We start from the raw sequence: 14728 nt of genomic DNA, 5'->3' as shown, positions 1-14728 counted from the left end.
GGGGCTCGGTCCGGGACGGCACGAGGCCCGACGACGAAAGAGGACGGCACGATGACGACGGTTCCCCAGCCGACCGACGCGACCCGCTGGCGCTGCACGCTCTGCGGGAACCTCACCCGTTTCGACGTGACGCGGTCGTCGAAGGTGGTGGAGTACATCCACCTCGACCTGGCCGGTGACGCCAGTGTCGAGGAGCGGGAGGTCGTCAGTGAGACGATCGAATCGGTGCGCTGCCGTTGGTGCAACGCGGTGGACCAGATCGAACTGGTGGACAGGCCAGGTGCCGACTCCTGACGGAGTCGCACCGCAGAAACGATGGGGTGACGGATGGTGGAGCAGCCGACCAACGGCGCTGATCCGGCCGATGGGGCCGACGGCGCCGTCGAGGCGCTCGACCGCCCGCTGCCCGAGGGAGTGCGGCGGCGGGTCGTCGCGCTGGTCTCGGACGCCTTCGGGGGTCTGACGGTCGGCGAACTGCCCGCCCAGCTGAGGCAGTACGCCCGCTTCACCCCGACCCGGCGGGCCAAGTTCGCGGGGAACGCCATGGCTGCCGCCCTGGAGGGCGACGCCGTCTTCCGCGGGCGCATCGGGGAGCGGATCGCGGTGGCCCAGCCGGAGCTGGCCCGCGCCCTGGAGGCCGGCGCACCTCCGGCCGCCGCCGATCCGGTGGACGTCGCCGCCGCCGCGTACGTCCTCCGGCCGGTCGGCTGGGTCAAGCTGGTGCAGGCCGCCGGCGAGGAGGTCCAGCGGGCCAGCGCGGAGCGCGCCGACGACGAGACCCGGCGCGAGACGGAACGCCTGCGCGAGGAGCTGGCGCAGGCCCGCGGCCAGACGAAGGCCGACACCGAGCGGCTGCGCGCCGAACTGGACGCCGCCCGCAAGGAGTCCGAGTCGCTCCACCGCAAGCTGCGCAGCGCCCTCAGCGAGGTCAAGCGCAGCGAGGCCGCGCTGCGCAAGGCCGCCGCCGAGACCGACGCCGTACGCGCCGAGGCGGCGGCGCAGGTCTCCCAGGCCGAGAGCGAGAACCGCCGGCTGAAGACGCGCCTGGCGGAGGCCGAGACCGCGGTGGAGACGGGCCGCAAGGCCGCCCGCGAGGGGCGTTCGGTCGAGGACATGCGGCTGCGGCTGCTGCTGGACACCGTGCTCGACGCCGCCGCGGGGCTGCGCCGCGAACTGGCGCTGCCGCCCTCGACCTCCCGTCCCGCAGACGGGGTGGACGCGGTCGAACCGGGCCGGATGTCGCCCAAGGACATCGCCGCGAGGGCGCTGTCGGAGACCGACCCGGCGCTGTTGGACCAGCTGCTGGCCCTGCCGCAGGCGCACCTGATCGTCGACGGCTACAACGTCACCAAGACCGGTTATCCGCAGATGCCGCTGGAGAAGCAGCGGTTGAGGCTGCTGGGTGGGCTCTCGATGCTCGCCGCGCAGACGGGAGCCGAGATGACGTGTGTGTTCGACGGGGCGGAGCTTGCCGTGCCGGTGCTGCTCGCGCCGCCGCGCGGGGTCCGGGTGCTCTTCAGCAAGGCGGGGGTGACCGCCGACGAGCTGATCCGGCAACTGGCCCGTGCCGAGCCGCCGGGCCGGCCCGTCGTGGTGGTCTCCACCGACCGGGAGGTGGCGGACGGAGTGGCCAAGGCCGGTGCCCGGCCCGTGGCGTCGGCCCTCCTTCTGAAGCGGCTTTCGCGCGTTTAGTCTTGGGGATACCGGTACGTGAACAGGTGCCGCTTTCGGCGGTTTTCGGCCGCATCCGGTGAAACGTACCGTCAACTTCCGGCTGCACGTGCTGTGTCGGGGGCAAGGGGCGTCGGGTGTGACGAACTTTTTCCGGAGAGGATTTGAACTGATCACGGCTTGGTCACTAGGGTCGGCCTTCGAACCTTCGCACGGTTGATCACTCATTCGGGGTGGCGGCGAAGGAACCGCCGAGTCCGTGATGTGTGCGGAGCCGGGTCGTACCGGGTGTACTGCCCTCCGGTCTGGTAGGCGGCTCTGAGGAAGAAGGAGCTCGCCTTCGTGGCGTCCCACCGTCGACCCAAGCAGCCGAGCCGCGCCCGTGTGACCGTGCTCACCGCGACCGCGGCCGCCGCCGTGGCCCTGTCCGCCCAGGCCGCGCACGCCGACCCCAAGCCGACCAAGGCCGAGGTCAAGGAGAAGGTCGACAAGCTCTACGACGAGGCCGAGGCCGCCACCGAGAAGTACAACGGCGCCAAGGAGCAGCAGGACAAGCTGAAGAAGGAGGTCGACGCCCTCCAGGACAAGGTCGCGCGCGAGCAGGCCGACCTCAACAGCCTCCGCGGTGAACTCGGTTCGATCGCCACCGCGCAGTACCGCTCCGGCGGCATCGACCCCTCCGTGCAGCTGTTCTTCTCCTCGGACCCCGACAGCTTCCTCGACCAGGCCTCGGCCCTGGACAGCCTCACCGCCAAGCAGGCGGAGGCGCTGGAGAAGATCCAGGCCAAGCAGCGCACCCTCGCCCAGGAGCGCAAGGAGGCCCAGGCGAAGCTCTCCGAGCTCTCCGAGGTCCGCGACGCCCTCGGCGCGAACAAGAAGAAGTTCCAGAAGAAACTCGCCGACGCGCAGGCCCTGCTGAACACCCTCACCGCCGCCGAGCGCCAGAAGATGGCCGACGACGACGAGCGCGCCAGCCGCTCCGCGGGCGACCGCGTCGACCTGGGCAACGAGGTCCCGGCCTCCGCCCTCGGCGCCGCCGCCCTCGCCAACGCGGCCACGCAGATCGGCAAGCCCTACGTCTCCGGCGGCACGGGCCCCAACTCCTTCGACTGCTCGGGCCTCACGCAGTGGGCCTACGCCCAGGCCGGTGTCGCGATCACCCGCACCACGTACACCCAGATCAACCAGGGCACCCAGATCGGCCGCAGCTCGCTGAAGCCGGGCGACCTGGTGTTCTTCAACAACACCTCGCACGTCGCCCTGTACGCGGGCGACAACACGGTGCTGCACGCCCCGAAGCCGGGCGCGTACGTCCGCTACGAGTCGATGAACACCATCGGCAGCTTCCAGGTCGGCGTCCGCATCTGACGCCCCCCGACGCCGGAACGTGACGCCCGAACGGGCGAATCGGCACGCCCCCGCACGACGCCCCGCCCCGACGGATACCGAGGTCACCGGCGGGGCGGAGCCGTTTCGGGACCCCGCGCGGTCCGCCCGGTCCTTGGCCGCAGCGTAACCGGGCGATTACTGTCTGTCTGCTGTGCGGCTCCCGTCCGTCGTCCCGCCCGTCCCGGGCGGCAGGAGGCCGCGTGCGTACGCGCGCAGCGGAAGGAGTACGGCCCCCGTGGTGTCCCATCGCCGTCCCACCCAGTCCGGCCTCAACCGGGGCGTCCGCGCCACGGTCCTGACGGCGGCCGCCGCGAGCGCCGCCGCCGGCCTCACCGGGGTGCCGGCGAGCGCGGAACCGGTGCAGGACAGGGAAGCCACCCGGGCCCGCGTCGACCAGCTCTACGGCGAGGCCGAGCGGGCCACCGAGAAGTTCAACCGGGCCGCCGAGGACACCGACCGGCTCCGCGACGAGGTCGACCGGGCCCAGGAAGCCGCCGCCCGCACCCGGGCCGCCCTCAACTCGATGCGCGGGGGCCTCGGCGCTCTCGCCGGGGCGCAGTACCGCGCGGGCTCCCTCGATCCCGCCCTGGCTCTGCTGTTCTCCTCCGACCCGGACACCTACCTCGACCGGGCCGCCACCCTCGACCGGATCGGCGCCCGCCAGTCGCTGGCGCTCGACAAGCTCCGCCGGACCCGCCAGAAGATGGACCAGATCCGCGCCGAGGCCGCGGACGACCTGCGGGACCTGGAGCGCGGCCGGGCCGCCGTGGCCCGCCACAAACACACCGTGGAGACCAAGCTCGCCGAGGCCCGACGGCTGCTGGCCGCCCTGCCCCCCGAGGAGCGCGCCGCCTTCGACGAGCGGGCCTCCCGCTCCGGTCGTCCCCCCGGCTCGGACGGCACCGGGGGCCTGGAGGCCCTGAGGGAGGCCGCCGGCGGCCTCCCGGGCTCGGCGAGGGCCCTGGCCGCCCTGGCCGCGGCCCAGCAGGCGCTGGGCCGCCCGTACGTCTGGGGAGCCAACGGCCCGGGCAGCTTCGACTGCTCCGGCCTCATGCAGTGGGCCTACGCCCGCGCGGGCGTCAGCCTGCCCCGCACCTCCCAGGCCCAGCGGTACGCGGGCCGCATGGTGCCGCTCTCCCAGGCACGCCCCGGGGACCTCGTCGCCTACCGGGCCGACGCCAGCCACATCGCCATGTACGCCGGGAACGGCCAGGTCATCCACGCCCCGTACCCCGGCGCCCGGGTCCGCTTCGACCCGGTCGGCATGATGCCCGTCTCCTCGGTCACCCGTATCTGACCGTACGATCGGCTGAATGGCAGACAAGGCGCCCGAGGCACCACCCCGGTCCGGCACGCGGCGGGTCCGCCCCCGCATCCGGCGTGCGGCGGGCGCCCCGCTCGTCGGGCTGCTCGGGCTGCTGGCCGCCGGGCTCCTCGCCGGAGGCTGCGCCGCCCCCGACCGCACCGCGGACACCGCCACCGCCCGGCAGCTCACCGCGGTCCTGGACCGGCGGGCCGCCGCCGTGCTGCACCACGACACCGCCGGCTACCTGGCCGTGGTCGACCCGGACGCCGCCGCGCTGCGCACCGCCCAGCGCACCGAACTGGCCGCCCTGGCGGACGTACCGCTGCGGACCTGGACGTACACCGTGAAGTCGGTGACCGCGCGGGGCGCCGACCGGGCCACCGCCGACGTGGAGCTGGACTACCGCGTCGCCGGCTTCGACACCGCCCCCGCGACCGCCCGCCGCACCCTGGAGCTCGCCCGGGACGGCTCGGGCGGCTCCTGGTACCTCACGGCGGACCGGCCCGCGAAGGACGCGGCCGTACCGCTCTGGGACCAGGGCAAGGTGGTCGCGGTGCACGGCGCCCACAGCCTGGTCCTCGGCGTGGGACGCCCCACGAAGGAGCTCAGGGAGATCGCGGAGACCGCCGACCACGCGGTCCCTGCGGTCTCCGCCGCCTGGCCGGACACCTGGGCGGCCAGGGTGGTCTACCTCGTCCCCGCCTCCACCGGGGAGATGGCGGAGCTCCTGGGCTCGGCGGAGGGGAGCTACCGGGGGATAGCGGCGGTCACCACCGGCGCGGTCTCCAGCGGCGAGGGACGGCCGGGCCTCGCGGACCGGGTCGTCGTCAACCCGGAGGCGTACGCCGGTCTCGGCACCTTCGGCCGCCGGGTCGTCCTCACCCACGAGACCACGCACGTGGCGACCCGTACCGCCACCACGGCGGCCACCCCGCTCTGGCTCTCCGAGGGGTTCGCCGACTGGGCCGCGTACCGGCGGGAGGACCGCACGGCCGGCGAGATCGCCCCCGAACTCGCCACCGCCGTCCGCGCCCGGGACCTGCCCGCCGCCCTGCCCCTGGACGACGACTTCGCCTTCGACCGGGACGCGGACGAGCTGGCGCGGGCGTACGAGGGCGGCTGGCTCGCCTGCGAGCTCATCGCCGGGGAGTGGGGCGAGGACGCGCTCACCGGCCTCTACCGGGAGGTGGGGGCGCACGAGGGACGCGAGGGGGCGGTGGACGCGGCGATGGAGAAGGTCCTCGGTATCGGGGAGCGGGAGTTCACCACCCGGTGGCGGGACTACCTCGCCGACCGGCTCGGCTGAGGTACGGACGTCCGCGCCAGGGGTTTTGCCACCACCGCCTCGGGGGCCACCGGCCGCGCCGCCCGCCACAGCCTCGTCGCCGCGATCACCGTCGCCGCGACCAGCAGGCCGTTGCGCACCAGGAGCAGGGCCACGCCCGTGGCGTCGCTCGCCACCACGTGCACGAAGCCGAGCGGGAACTCCAGGAAGGTCACCGGGCAGGCCGCCAGCACCAGCCGCACCGGCCGTCCCATCCGGCTGCCCGGGAGGACCAGGCAGACCGCCCCCAGCCCGACCAGCCACACCAGGTACTGCGGACTGATCACCCGGCTCACCGTCGTGAACAGCAGCACCGCCGTGAACGCCGCGTCCGCCGCGGTGTGCGCCGTGAAGGTACGCGCCCGCAACCGCCACACCACCAGCCAGCCGAACCCCGCCACCCCCAGCCAGAGCGCCAGCGACGACACCGGGCCCAGCCCCGGGCCGAGGAACTCCATCGAGCCGTACCGCAGCTCGATCCGCCCCGGCCAGCCGGCCTGCCGGGCCAGATGGAGCGCCAGCCCGCCCAGCGACTCGATCTCGGTGCCCCGGTCGCGCTGGTACGCGAGGAACGCGAACGCCCCCGGCATCGCCAGCCAGAACCCCGCCGCCAGCACCCCGGCCGTCACCGCCGCCGCCGACCAGGCCCGCCGGGTCACCCGCCCCGGGGCGGTCCCCAGCAGCACCAGCACCGGCCACACCTTCAGCAGCGCCCCGAACGCCGCCAGCGCCCCCAGTACCCTCGGCCGGCGCACCCCGGCCAGCAGCGCCGCCACCGCGACGGCCGTCACCATCAGGTCGTACCGGGCGTAGACGGTCGGGCCCAGCAGCGGTACGCCCGCCACCCAGACCCAGGCGCCCGCCCGCCGTGCCCCCGGCCGGGAGCCCGCCCGCAGCAGCAGCGCCAGCACCAGCGCGTCGGTGACCAGCACGAGCACGAAGAAGGCCGTCGTGTACTCCAGGAATGGCAGCAGCCCGGGGGAGAGGACGGGCAGCGCCGCCGCCGGCGGGTACTGCCAGGCGACGTCGCCCGCCGGGAAGACCCCGGTACGCAGCACCTCGTACCAGCCCCGGTAGATCACCGAGACGTCCACGGTGACGTCGAGACCCGGCGCGGCGACCACCTTCAGCACCCAGAGCAGCAGAACCGCCCTGGTCGCCCCCCAGACCGCGAGCACTCCCGCGGCTTCGGCCCGTCCCGTCATGGTGCTCCCGCCCCTGGGGTCCGTCGTTCGGAGCAGCCATGATGCCGGGCCCCGCCGTGCGGAGGACTCAGGCGCGGCCGTGTGCCGCCTCCGTCCCCCTCACGGGCCCGCCCATACCTCTCACGGGCCCGCCCGTCCCCGACAGGTGGCGGTCCGTCACGGGCCGGCGTCCGTTACTGTCGGCGGCGATGGACAAGACCCTGATCGTGACCAACGACTTCCCGCCCCGCCCCGGTGGCATCCAGGCGTTCCTGCACAACATGGCGCTGCGGCTGGACCCCGGACAGCTCGTCGTCTACGCCTCCACCTGGAAGCGGACCGAGGAGGGCGTGCGGGCCACCGCCGAGTTCGACGCCGACCAGCCCTTCACCGTCGTCCGCGACCGCACGACGATGCTGCTGCCCACCCCCCGGGTCGCCCGGCGGGCGGCCGGGCTGCTGCGGGAGCACGGCTGTACCTCCGTGTGGTTCGGCGCCGCCGCCCCGCTCGGGCTGATGGCCCCCGCGCTGCGCAGGGCCGGCGCCCGCCGGCTCGTCGCCACCAGCCACGGCCACGAGGCCGGCTGGGCCCAGCTCCCCGCCTCCCGGCGACTGCTGCGCCGCATCGGGGAGGGCACCGACACGATCACGTACCTCGGTGAGTACACCCGGTCCCGGATCGCCGCCGCGCTCACCCCCGAGGCGGCCGGCCGCATGGTGCAACTCCCGCCCGGCGTCGACGAGAAGACCTTCCACCCCGGGTCCGGCGGCGACCGGGTCAGGGCCCGGCTGGGGCTCACCGACCGGCCCGTCGTGGTCTGCGTCTCCCGGCTGGTACCGCGCAAGGGCCAGGACACGCTGATCCTCGCGATGCCCGCGATCCTCGCCCGCCACCCCGACACCGTGCTGCTGATCGTCGGGGGCGGCCCGTACGCCGAGGACCTGGAGAAGCTCGCCTCCGAGACCGGGGTGAGCGACTCCGTCCGCTTCACCGGCCCCGTGCCCTGGGAGGAGCTCCCCGCGCACTACGGCGCCGGCGACGTGTTCGCCATGCCCTGCCGGACCCGGCGCGGCGGCCTCGACGTGGAGGGCCTCGGCATCGTCTACCTGGAGGCCTCGGCGACCGGTCTTCCTGTGGTGGCGGGGGACTCCGGCGGGGCGCCCGACGCGGTCCTGGACGGCGAGACCGGCTGGGTGGTGCGCGGCGGCGACGCCGAGGACACCGCCGACCGGATCGTCACCCTGCTCGGCGACGAGGAACTGCGCCGCAGGATGGGGGAGCGGGGACGCGAGTGGGTCGAGGAGAAGTGGCGCTGGGACCTGCTCGCCGAGAAGCTCCGCACCCTGCTCTGAGCGGCCCCGGACACGCCCGAGGGCTCCACGCGCGAATGGCCCGCACCCGAGCACGGGTGCGGGCCATTCGCGCGCCGGGATCAGCCGCCGTAGATCGACTCGATCTCGTGGGCGTAGTCCTTGGCGACGACGTTCCGCTTCAGCTTCAGCGAGGGCGTGATGTGCCCCGCCTCCTCGGTGAACTGGGCGTCCAGGACACGGAACTTGCGCACCGACTCCGCCTTGGAGACCGCCGCGTTCCCGTCGTCCACCGCCCGCTGGATCTCCGCCAGCAGCTCGGCGTCCTTGCGCAGCGAACGGGCCGTGGAACCGGCCGGCTTGCCGTGTTCCTGGGCCCAGCGGCCGAGGAACTCCTCGTCCAGCGTGACCAGCGCGCCGACGAACGGCCGCCCGTCGCCCACCACCATGCACTCGGCCACCAGGGCGTGGGCGCGGATGCGGTCCTCGATCACCGCGGGGGCGACGTTCTTGCCGCCCGCCGTCACGATGATCTCCTTCTTGCGGCCGGTGATCGCGAGGTAGCCGTCCTCGTCCAGGGTGCCGATGTCACCGGTGTGGAACCAGCCGTCGGCCAGTGCCTCGGCGGTCGCCGCCTCGTTGCCCCAGTACCCGCCGAAGAGGTGCTCGCCGTGCAGCAGGACCTCGCCGTCGTCGGCGATCCGGACCACGGAACCGGGCAGCGGCTGGCCGACCGTGCCGATCTTGGGCCGGTCCCACGGGTTGAAGGCGGTGGCCGCGCAGCTCTCGGTGAGGCCGTAGCCCTCCAGGACGGTGAAGCCGATGCCCCGGTAGAAGTGGCCGAGCCGCTCGCCGAGCGGAGCGCCGCCGGAGATCGCGTACTCGCCGCGCCCGCCGAGTACCGCGCGGAGCTTGCCGTAGACCAGCTTGTCGAAGAGCCGGTGCCGGAGCTTCAGCCCGAGGGAGGCGCCCCTCGGGGTGCTCAGCGCCTGGCTGTAGGCGATGGCCGTCGACGCGGCCCGGTCGAAGATCCGGCCCTTGCCGTCGCCCTGCGCCTTGGCGCGGGCCGCGTTGTAGACCTTCTCGAAGACCCGCGGCACCCCGAGGATCAGCGTCGGCCGGAACGAGGCCAGTTCGTCCGTGAGGTTCTTGATGTCCGGTACGCAGCCGAGCTTGATCGGCGCCATCACGGCCGCCACCTCCACGAGCCGCCCGAAGACGTGCGCCGTGGGGAGGAAGAGCAGGACCGAGCACTCGCCGGTACGGAAGAGGGGCTTCAGGCGCTCCACGACGTTGCCGCACTCCGCGAAGAAGCTGCGGTGGGTGAGCACACAGCCCTTGGGGCGGCCGGTGGTCCCGGAGGTGTAGACGATGGTGGCCGGGTCGTCGGCCTTCGCCGCGGTCGTGCGTTCGTCGACGGTCTCCTCGGAGACCTCGGCGCCGCCCGCGGTCAGCTCCTCCACCGCGCCCCGGTCGATCTGCCAGACTTGCTTGAGCTCAGGCAGCGCGCCCTGGACGGAGGCGACCGACGCGGCGTGCGCCTCGCTCTCCACGATCACCGCGACGGCGCCGGAGTCACCCAGGATCCACTGGATCTGCTCGGGCGAACTGGTCTCGTAGACCGGTACGGTCACGGCGCCCGCGGTCCAGATGGCGAAGTCGAGGAGAACCCACTCGAAGCGGGTGCGCGACATGAGGGCGATCCGGTCGCCCGGCTGGACGCCGGAGGCGATGAGGCCCTTGGCGGTGGCTCTGACCTCGGCCAGGAACTGGGTCGCGGTCACATCGGTCCACACTCCGGCCACCTTGCGGCTCATCACCGCGGTGGCGGGATGCTGAGCGGCGTTGCGGCGGATGAGATCCGTCAGGTTGCCGTCCGTCGGGACCTCGTACAGGGCCGGAAGGCTGAACTCGCGCAAGACTGCTGCTCCTCATCGGGCTCCGGTGCCACGGCTCTGTGTGACGCACCGGAAGCGGTCCACGATTGGCAGGTGCTCAGTGGGGTGAGCACGACTGGACTGCCCGGACGTTACCCACCGGTAAAGCTTCCGGATAGAGGAGCAGGACAGATGTCTTATGCATCACATACAGAGGCCGTCGTTCCGGGAACCCTAGACCACCCCGCTCCGGACTCGGAAGTAACCGCAGGTCCGACGCCCTGTTCAGGCCACAGGAGCCTTGGCTAGGGTGACCGCATGCGTGCAGCACAGGAGCGAACGGCGGAGGCCCCGGAACAGGCCGCCCGCGGTGGCCGGAGCCGGGGCACCCGGGGCACCCGGGTTCACGTGGTCAGCGACGTGCACGGCAACACCGAGGCGCTGGCCCGCGCGGGCGACGGCGCGGACGCCCTGATCTGCCTCGGCGACCTGGTCCTCTTCCTCGACTACGCCGACCACTCGCGCGGCATCTTCCCCGACCTCTTCGGCGTGGAGAACGCCGACCGCATCGTGGCCCTGCGCACCGCCCGCCGGTACGAGGAGGCCCGGGACTTCGGCCGCGAGCTGTGGGCCGGCATGGACCGCAACGCCGCCATCCTCGGTGCCGTACGCAAGCAGTACGCCGAGATGTTCGCGGCCATGCCGACCCCCACGTACGCCACCTACGGCAACGTGGACGTCCCCGCCCTCTGGCCGGAGTACGCCGGACCCGGCACCACCGTCCTGGACGGCCAGCGCGTGGAGATCGGCGGCCGGACCTTCGGATTCGTCGGCGGGGGTCTCAAGACCCCGATGAACACCCCGTTCGAGATCAGCGACGAGGAGTACGCCGCGAAGCTGGAGGCGATCGGCGAGGTCGACGTCCTCTGCACCCACATCCCGCCCGAGATCCCCGAACTCGTCTACGACACGGTCGCCCGCCGCTTCGAGCGCGGCAGCCGCGCCCTGCTGGACGCGATCCGCCGCACCCGCCCCAAGTACGCCCTCTTCGGCCACGTCCACCAGCCCCTGGCCCGCCGGATGCGCGTCGGTGCGACCGAGTGCGTCAACGTCGGCCACTTCGCCTCCACCGGCCGGCCCTTCGCCCTGGAGTGGTGATCGCCCGCGAGGGACGCCCGCGTGGGGCGCTCGCACACACGCGATAGCCTGCACCCGGCAGGCTCCTGCCGAGAACGGACCGGCACAGCGCATGGAGGGCCACGGCGATGGCTGAACACACCAGCTCGAGCATCACGATCGAGGCGGCACCGGCCGACGTCATGAGCGTGATCGCGGACTTCGCCCGCTACCCGGAGTGGACCGGCGAGGTGAAGGAGGCCGAGGTGCTGGCCACCGACGACCGGGGCCGCGCCGAGCAGGTCCGCCTGGTCCTCGACGCCGGAGCCATCAAGGACGACCACGTCCTCGCCTACACCTGGAAGAGCGACCACGAGGTCAGCTGGAGCCTCGTCAAGTCCCAGATGCTGCGCTCGCTCGACGGCACCTACGCACTCGCGCCCCTCGACGGCGGCGCGCGCACCGAGGTCACCTACCGGCTCGCCGTCGACGTCAAGATCCCGCTCCTCGGCATGATCAAGCGCAAGGCGGAGAAGGTCATCATCGACCGCGCGCTCGCCGGTCTGAAGAAGCGCGTCGAGTCCGCCCCCCAGGGCTGACCCGGTGCGCACGGTCCTGGTCACCGGGCCCGGCGGCGCCGGCACCACCACGGTCGCGGCCGCCACCGCACGGGCCTCGGCCCGGTCCGGCCGCCGTACCCTCCTGGTCTCCCGCGATCACGTCCCCGGCTTCCCGGACGACCCCGGACCCGTCGCCGCCGACGCGCTCCTGGACCATGCCCGGACCGACTCCGGCGCCCACTTCCGCGCCGAACTCCTCGCCCTCCAGGAACGCGCCTCCGCCGTCTTCGAGCTCCTCGGCGCCGGCCGCATGGACGCCGAGGAGCTCACCGAACTCCCCGGCAGCACCGAACTCGCGCTCCTGCACACCCTGCACCGGGCCGCCGCCGGCGACTGGTCGCAGGCCGGCTACGACACCCTCGTCGTCGCCCTGCCGCCCCTGACCGAGGCCCTCGCCCTGCTCGCCCTCCCCGCCCAGCTGCGCCGCTACCTGCGCCGGCTGCTGCCCCAGGAACGGCAGGCCGCCCGCGCGCTGCGCCCGGTGCTCGCCCAGCTCGCGGGGGTCCCGATGCCCGCGCAGTGGCTGTACGCGGCCGCCGCCCGCAAGGACGCCGAACTGGCCGAGGCCGAGGCCCTGATCGCGGACCGCTCCACCACGCTGAGGCTGGTCGCGGAGCCGGGACCCGCCGCCGAGGACGCCCTGCGCACCGCCCGTACCGGGCTCGCGCTGCACGGACTCCGTACCGAGCTGCTGGTCGCCAACCGGGTGCTGCCGCGCCACTCCGCCGACCCCTGGTTCGCCGGCCTCGCCGCCCAGCAGGAGAAGACCCTCGCCCGCTGGTACGAGGACCGGGCACCGGAGACCGCGGCTCCGGGCGGCAGCGCCACGGCGGCTCCCTCCCGCGAGGTGCTGTACGAGGCCCCGCACCTCGGCCACGACCCGCGCGGGCCCGAGGACCTGGACCTGCTCGGGATCCCGGCCCCCGACGACCGGCCGGCCGGCCGCGCCGACGACCCCTGGTGGACGGAACGGGCGGCACCCGAGGGCCCCGAAGGCTCCGAAGGTTCCGGCGGCACCGACGGCCCCGAGGGCTTCGTCTGGTGCCTGCCGCTGCCCGGAGCCGTCAAGTCCGGTCTGCGGCTCGTCCGCCGGGGAGACGAGATCCTCCTCGCCGTCGGCCCCTTCCGCCGCGCCGTACGCCTCGAGTCCGCGCTCCGCCGCTGCTCCGTCTCCGGGGCCGCCCTGCGGGACGGGGTGCTGCGCGTCCGGTTCACCCCCGACCCCTCTCTCTGGCCCCGGACGCCCTGACGGTCCGCCCCCGGCCGGGGCGCGTACCTTCCGACGACGGCCCCGGCCCGGCGCGCACTCCCTGAACGGACGACCTCCGTTCGGGTACCGTCGGAGTTACGTCATCCGCGCCGCAGGAGCCCGCCATGAGTGAAGCCACCGATCGTTCCGCCGACGGCGACGCGTGGGCCGACGCCTGCGCCGAGGACCTGAAGGCCGAGAAGGACCGCCGCCGGGCCACCTACGGCCCGCCGCCCGCCTCCGCCGCCGAGGAGCTGCGCAAGCTGGTCGACGCGGTGGCCGGCAAGCTCGGCTCGTTCTCCTCGCCGCTGCTCGGCACCGCCGCACAGGGCGCGGTGCAGCAGGTCATCCAGCAGGCCAAGTCGGCGGTCGAGCCCGTGATCGAGCGCAATCCGGAGATCTTCGACCACCTCGCCGCGGCCGGCAACGAACTGCTGGCCGCCTACCGTTCGGCCGTCGAGGGCCAGGAGGGCCGCTGGACGCGGACCACCGAGGGTGCCTCCGGCGGGGCACCCCGCCCCTCCGACACACCCGGGCGGGCCGCCGGCGACGCGTCCGACCCCCGGGACGAAGGTCCCTCCGGAAGTGAACACATCGACCTGGACTGAACCCTGGCCGGAAATTCCGGCTGCCTTCTCGGGTACGGTTGACCCAGCGGGGCTCGACCGAAACTGAGGGATTCATGGGACTCACCATCGGCGTCGATATCGGCGGCACGAAGATCGCGGCTGGAGTGGTCGACGAAGAGGGCCAGATCCTCTCGATGTTCAAAGTACCGACCCCGCCGACGGCTTCTGGCATCGTCGACGCCATCTGCTCGGCCGTGGACGGTGCGCGCGAGGGCCACACCATCGAGGCGGTCGGCATCGGCGCGGCCGGTTACGTCGACGACAAGCGCGCGACCGTGCTCTTCGCACCGAACATCGACTGGCGCCACGAGCCGCTCAAGGACGAGGTCGAACAGCGTGTCGGCCTCCCCGTGGTCGTCGAGAACGACGCGAACGCCGCGGCCTGGGGCGAGTACCGCTTCGGCGCCGGCAAGGGCCACGACGACGTCATCTGCATCACGCTCGGCACCGGTCTCGGTGGCGGCATCATCATCGGCAACAAGCTGCGGCGCGGGCGCTTCGGCGTAGCGGCCGAATTCGGCCACATCCGGGTCGTCCCGGACGGCCTGCTCTGCGGCTGCGGCAGCCAGGGCTGCTGGGAGCAGTACGCCTCCGGCCGCGCCCTGGTGCGGTACGCCAAGCAGCGCGCCAACGCGACCCCGGAGAACGCCGCCGTCCTGCTGTCGCTCGGCGACGGCACGGTCGAGGGCATCGAGGGCAAGCACATCAGCGAGGCCGCCCGGCAGGGCGACGCGGTGGCCATCGACTCGTTCCGCGAGCTGGCCCGCTGGGCCGGCGCGGGCCTGGCCGACCTGGCCTCCCTCTTCGACCCGTCCGCCTTCATCGTCGGCGGCGGAGTCTCCGACGAGGGCGAGCTGGTCCTGGACCCGATCCGCAAGTCGTTCCGCCGCTGGCTGATCGGCGGCGAGTGGCGTCCGCACGCCCAGGTCCTCGCCGCCCAGCTCGGCGGCAAGGCCGGACTGGTCGGCGCCGCCGACCTGGCCCGCCAGGGCTGAACCACCGCACCACAGCACCGCAGTCGATACGACGGACGCCCGCCGCGCCCCCAGGGGA

General features: G+C 73.5%; 13 protein-coding genes. 11 read left to right on the top strand and 2 right to left on the bottom strand.

The window, feature by feature from the left end:
* The first annotated feature begins 51 nt into the window (after window positions 1–51).
* From OHA55_RS06005 to OHA55_RS05985, 5 genes are all read left to right on the top strand, one after another.
* Window positions 52–294 (top strand): hypothetical protein, encoded by a 243-nt coding sequence (locus OHA55_RS06005; protein WP_266703465.1) that lies wholly within the window; start codon window positions 52–54, stop codon window positions 292–294.
* A gap of 36 nt (window positions 295–330) precedes the next feature.
* The gene (locus OHA55_RS06000; protein ID WP_266710440.1) at window positions 331–1692 is read left to right on the top strand and encodes an NYN domain-containing protein; all 1362 of its coding nucleotides are present in this window, start codon (window positions 331–333) and stop codon (window positions 1690–1692) included.
* Window positions 1693–2013: 321 nt separating this feature from the next.
* Window positions 2014–3039 (top strand): NlpC/P60 family protein, encoded by a 1026-nt coding sequence (locus tag OHA55_RS05995; RefSeq protein ID WP_266703463.1) that lies wholly within the window; start codon window positions 2014–2016, stop codon window positions 3037–3039.
* Between the two features lie 256 nt (window positions 3040–3295).
* Window positions 3296–4357, top strand: coding sequence for an NlpC/P60 family protein (locus OHA55_RS05990; protein ID WP_266703461.1), 1062 nt, complete (start codon window positions 3296–3298; stop codon window positions 4355–4357).
* A 118-nt stretch (window positions 4358–4475) separates the two neighbouring features.
* Window positions 4476–5672: a hypothetical protein gene (locus tag OHA55_RS05985; protein WP_266710439.1), complete on the top strand. Its 1197-nt coding sequence runs from the start codon at window positions 4476–4478 to the stop codon at window positions 5670–5672.
* Here the strand turns inward: OHA55_RS05985 and OHA55_RS05980 are convergent.
* Entirely contained in the window at window positions 5648–6895 is a 1248-nt protein-coding gene (locus tag OHA55_RS05980; protein WP_266703459.1) for a glycosyltransferase family 87 protein, read from the bottom strand. The genes OHA55_RS05985 and OHA55_RS05980 overlap by 25 nt on opposite strands.
* A gap of 188 nt (window positions 6896–7083) precedes the next feature.
* Here OHA55_RS05980 and OHA55_RS05975 point away from each other — a divergent pair, with 188 nt between their 5' ends.
* Complete coding sequence (locus tag OHA55_RS05975; RefSeq protein WP_266703457.1) at window positions 7084–8226, top strand: glycosyltransferase family 4 protein; 1143 nt, start codon at window positions 7084–7086, stop codon at window positions 8224–8226.
* 80 nt (window positions 8227–8306) lie between these two features.
* Here the strand turns inward: OHA55_RS05975 and OHA55_RS05970 are convergent, their stop codons facing one another.
* Window positions 8307–10103 carry a long-chain fatty acid--CoA ligase gene (locus tag OHA55_RS05970; protein WP_266703455.1) on the bottom strand — a complete coding sequence of 599 codons (1797 nt, stop codon included), beginning with the start codon at window positions 10101–10103 and terminating at the stop codon, window positions 8307–8309.
* A 366-nt stretch (window positions 10104–10469) separates the two neighbouring features.
* On the opposite strand from OHA55_RS05970, the gene OHA55_RS05965 reads away from it, so the two are divergent.
* From OHA55_RS05965 to OHA55_RS05945, 5 genes are all read left to right on the top strand, one after another.
* Window positions 10470–11219 carry a metallophosphoesterase gene (locus OHA55_RS05965; protein WP_266710438.1) on the top strand — a complete coding sequence of 250 codons (750 nt, stop codon included), beginning with the start codon at window positions 10470–10472 and terminating at the stop codon, window positions 11217–11219.
* A gap of 107 nt (window positions 11220–11326) precedes the next feature.
* Window positions 11327–11776: an SRPBCC family protein gene (locus OHA55_RS05960; RefSeq protein ID WP_266703453.1), complete on the top strand. Its 450-nt coding sequence runs from the start codon at window positions 11327–11329 to the stop codon at window positions 11774–11776.
* Window positions 11777–11780: 4 nt separating this feature from the next.
* A complete protein-coding gene (locus OHA55_RS05955; protein ID WP_266703451.1) occupies window positions 11781–13046 on the top strand; it encodes an ArsA-related P-loop ATPase in 1266 nt (421 codons plus the stop codon).
* A 125-nt stretch (window positions 13047–13171) separates the two neighbouring features.
* Window positions 13172–13654, top strand: coding sequence for a DUF5304 domain-containing protein (locus tag OHA55_RS05950; RefSeq protein WP_266703449.1), 483 nt, complete (start codon window positions 13172–13174; stop codon window positions 13652–13654).
* Between the two features lie 74 nt (window positions 13655–13728).
* Window positions 13729–14670, top strand: coding sequence for an ROK family glucokinase (locus OHA55_RS05945; RefSeq protein ID WP_266703447.1), 942 nt, complete (start codon window positions 13729–13731; stop codon window positions 14668–14670).
* Window positions 14671–14728: the final 58 nt, after the last annotated feature.

Origin of the sequence: Streptomyces sp. NBC_00102 (genome assembly GCF_026343115.1) — a bacterium.
Classification (GTDB): domain Bacteria; phylum Actinomycetota; class Actinomycetes; order Streptomycetales; family Streptomycetaceae; genus Streptomyces.
This window is presented reverse-complemented; position numbering and strand designations above follow the sequence as displayed.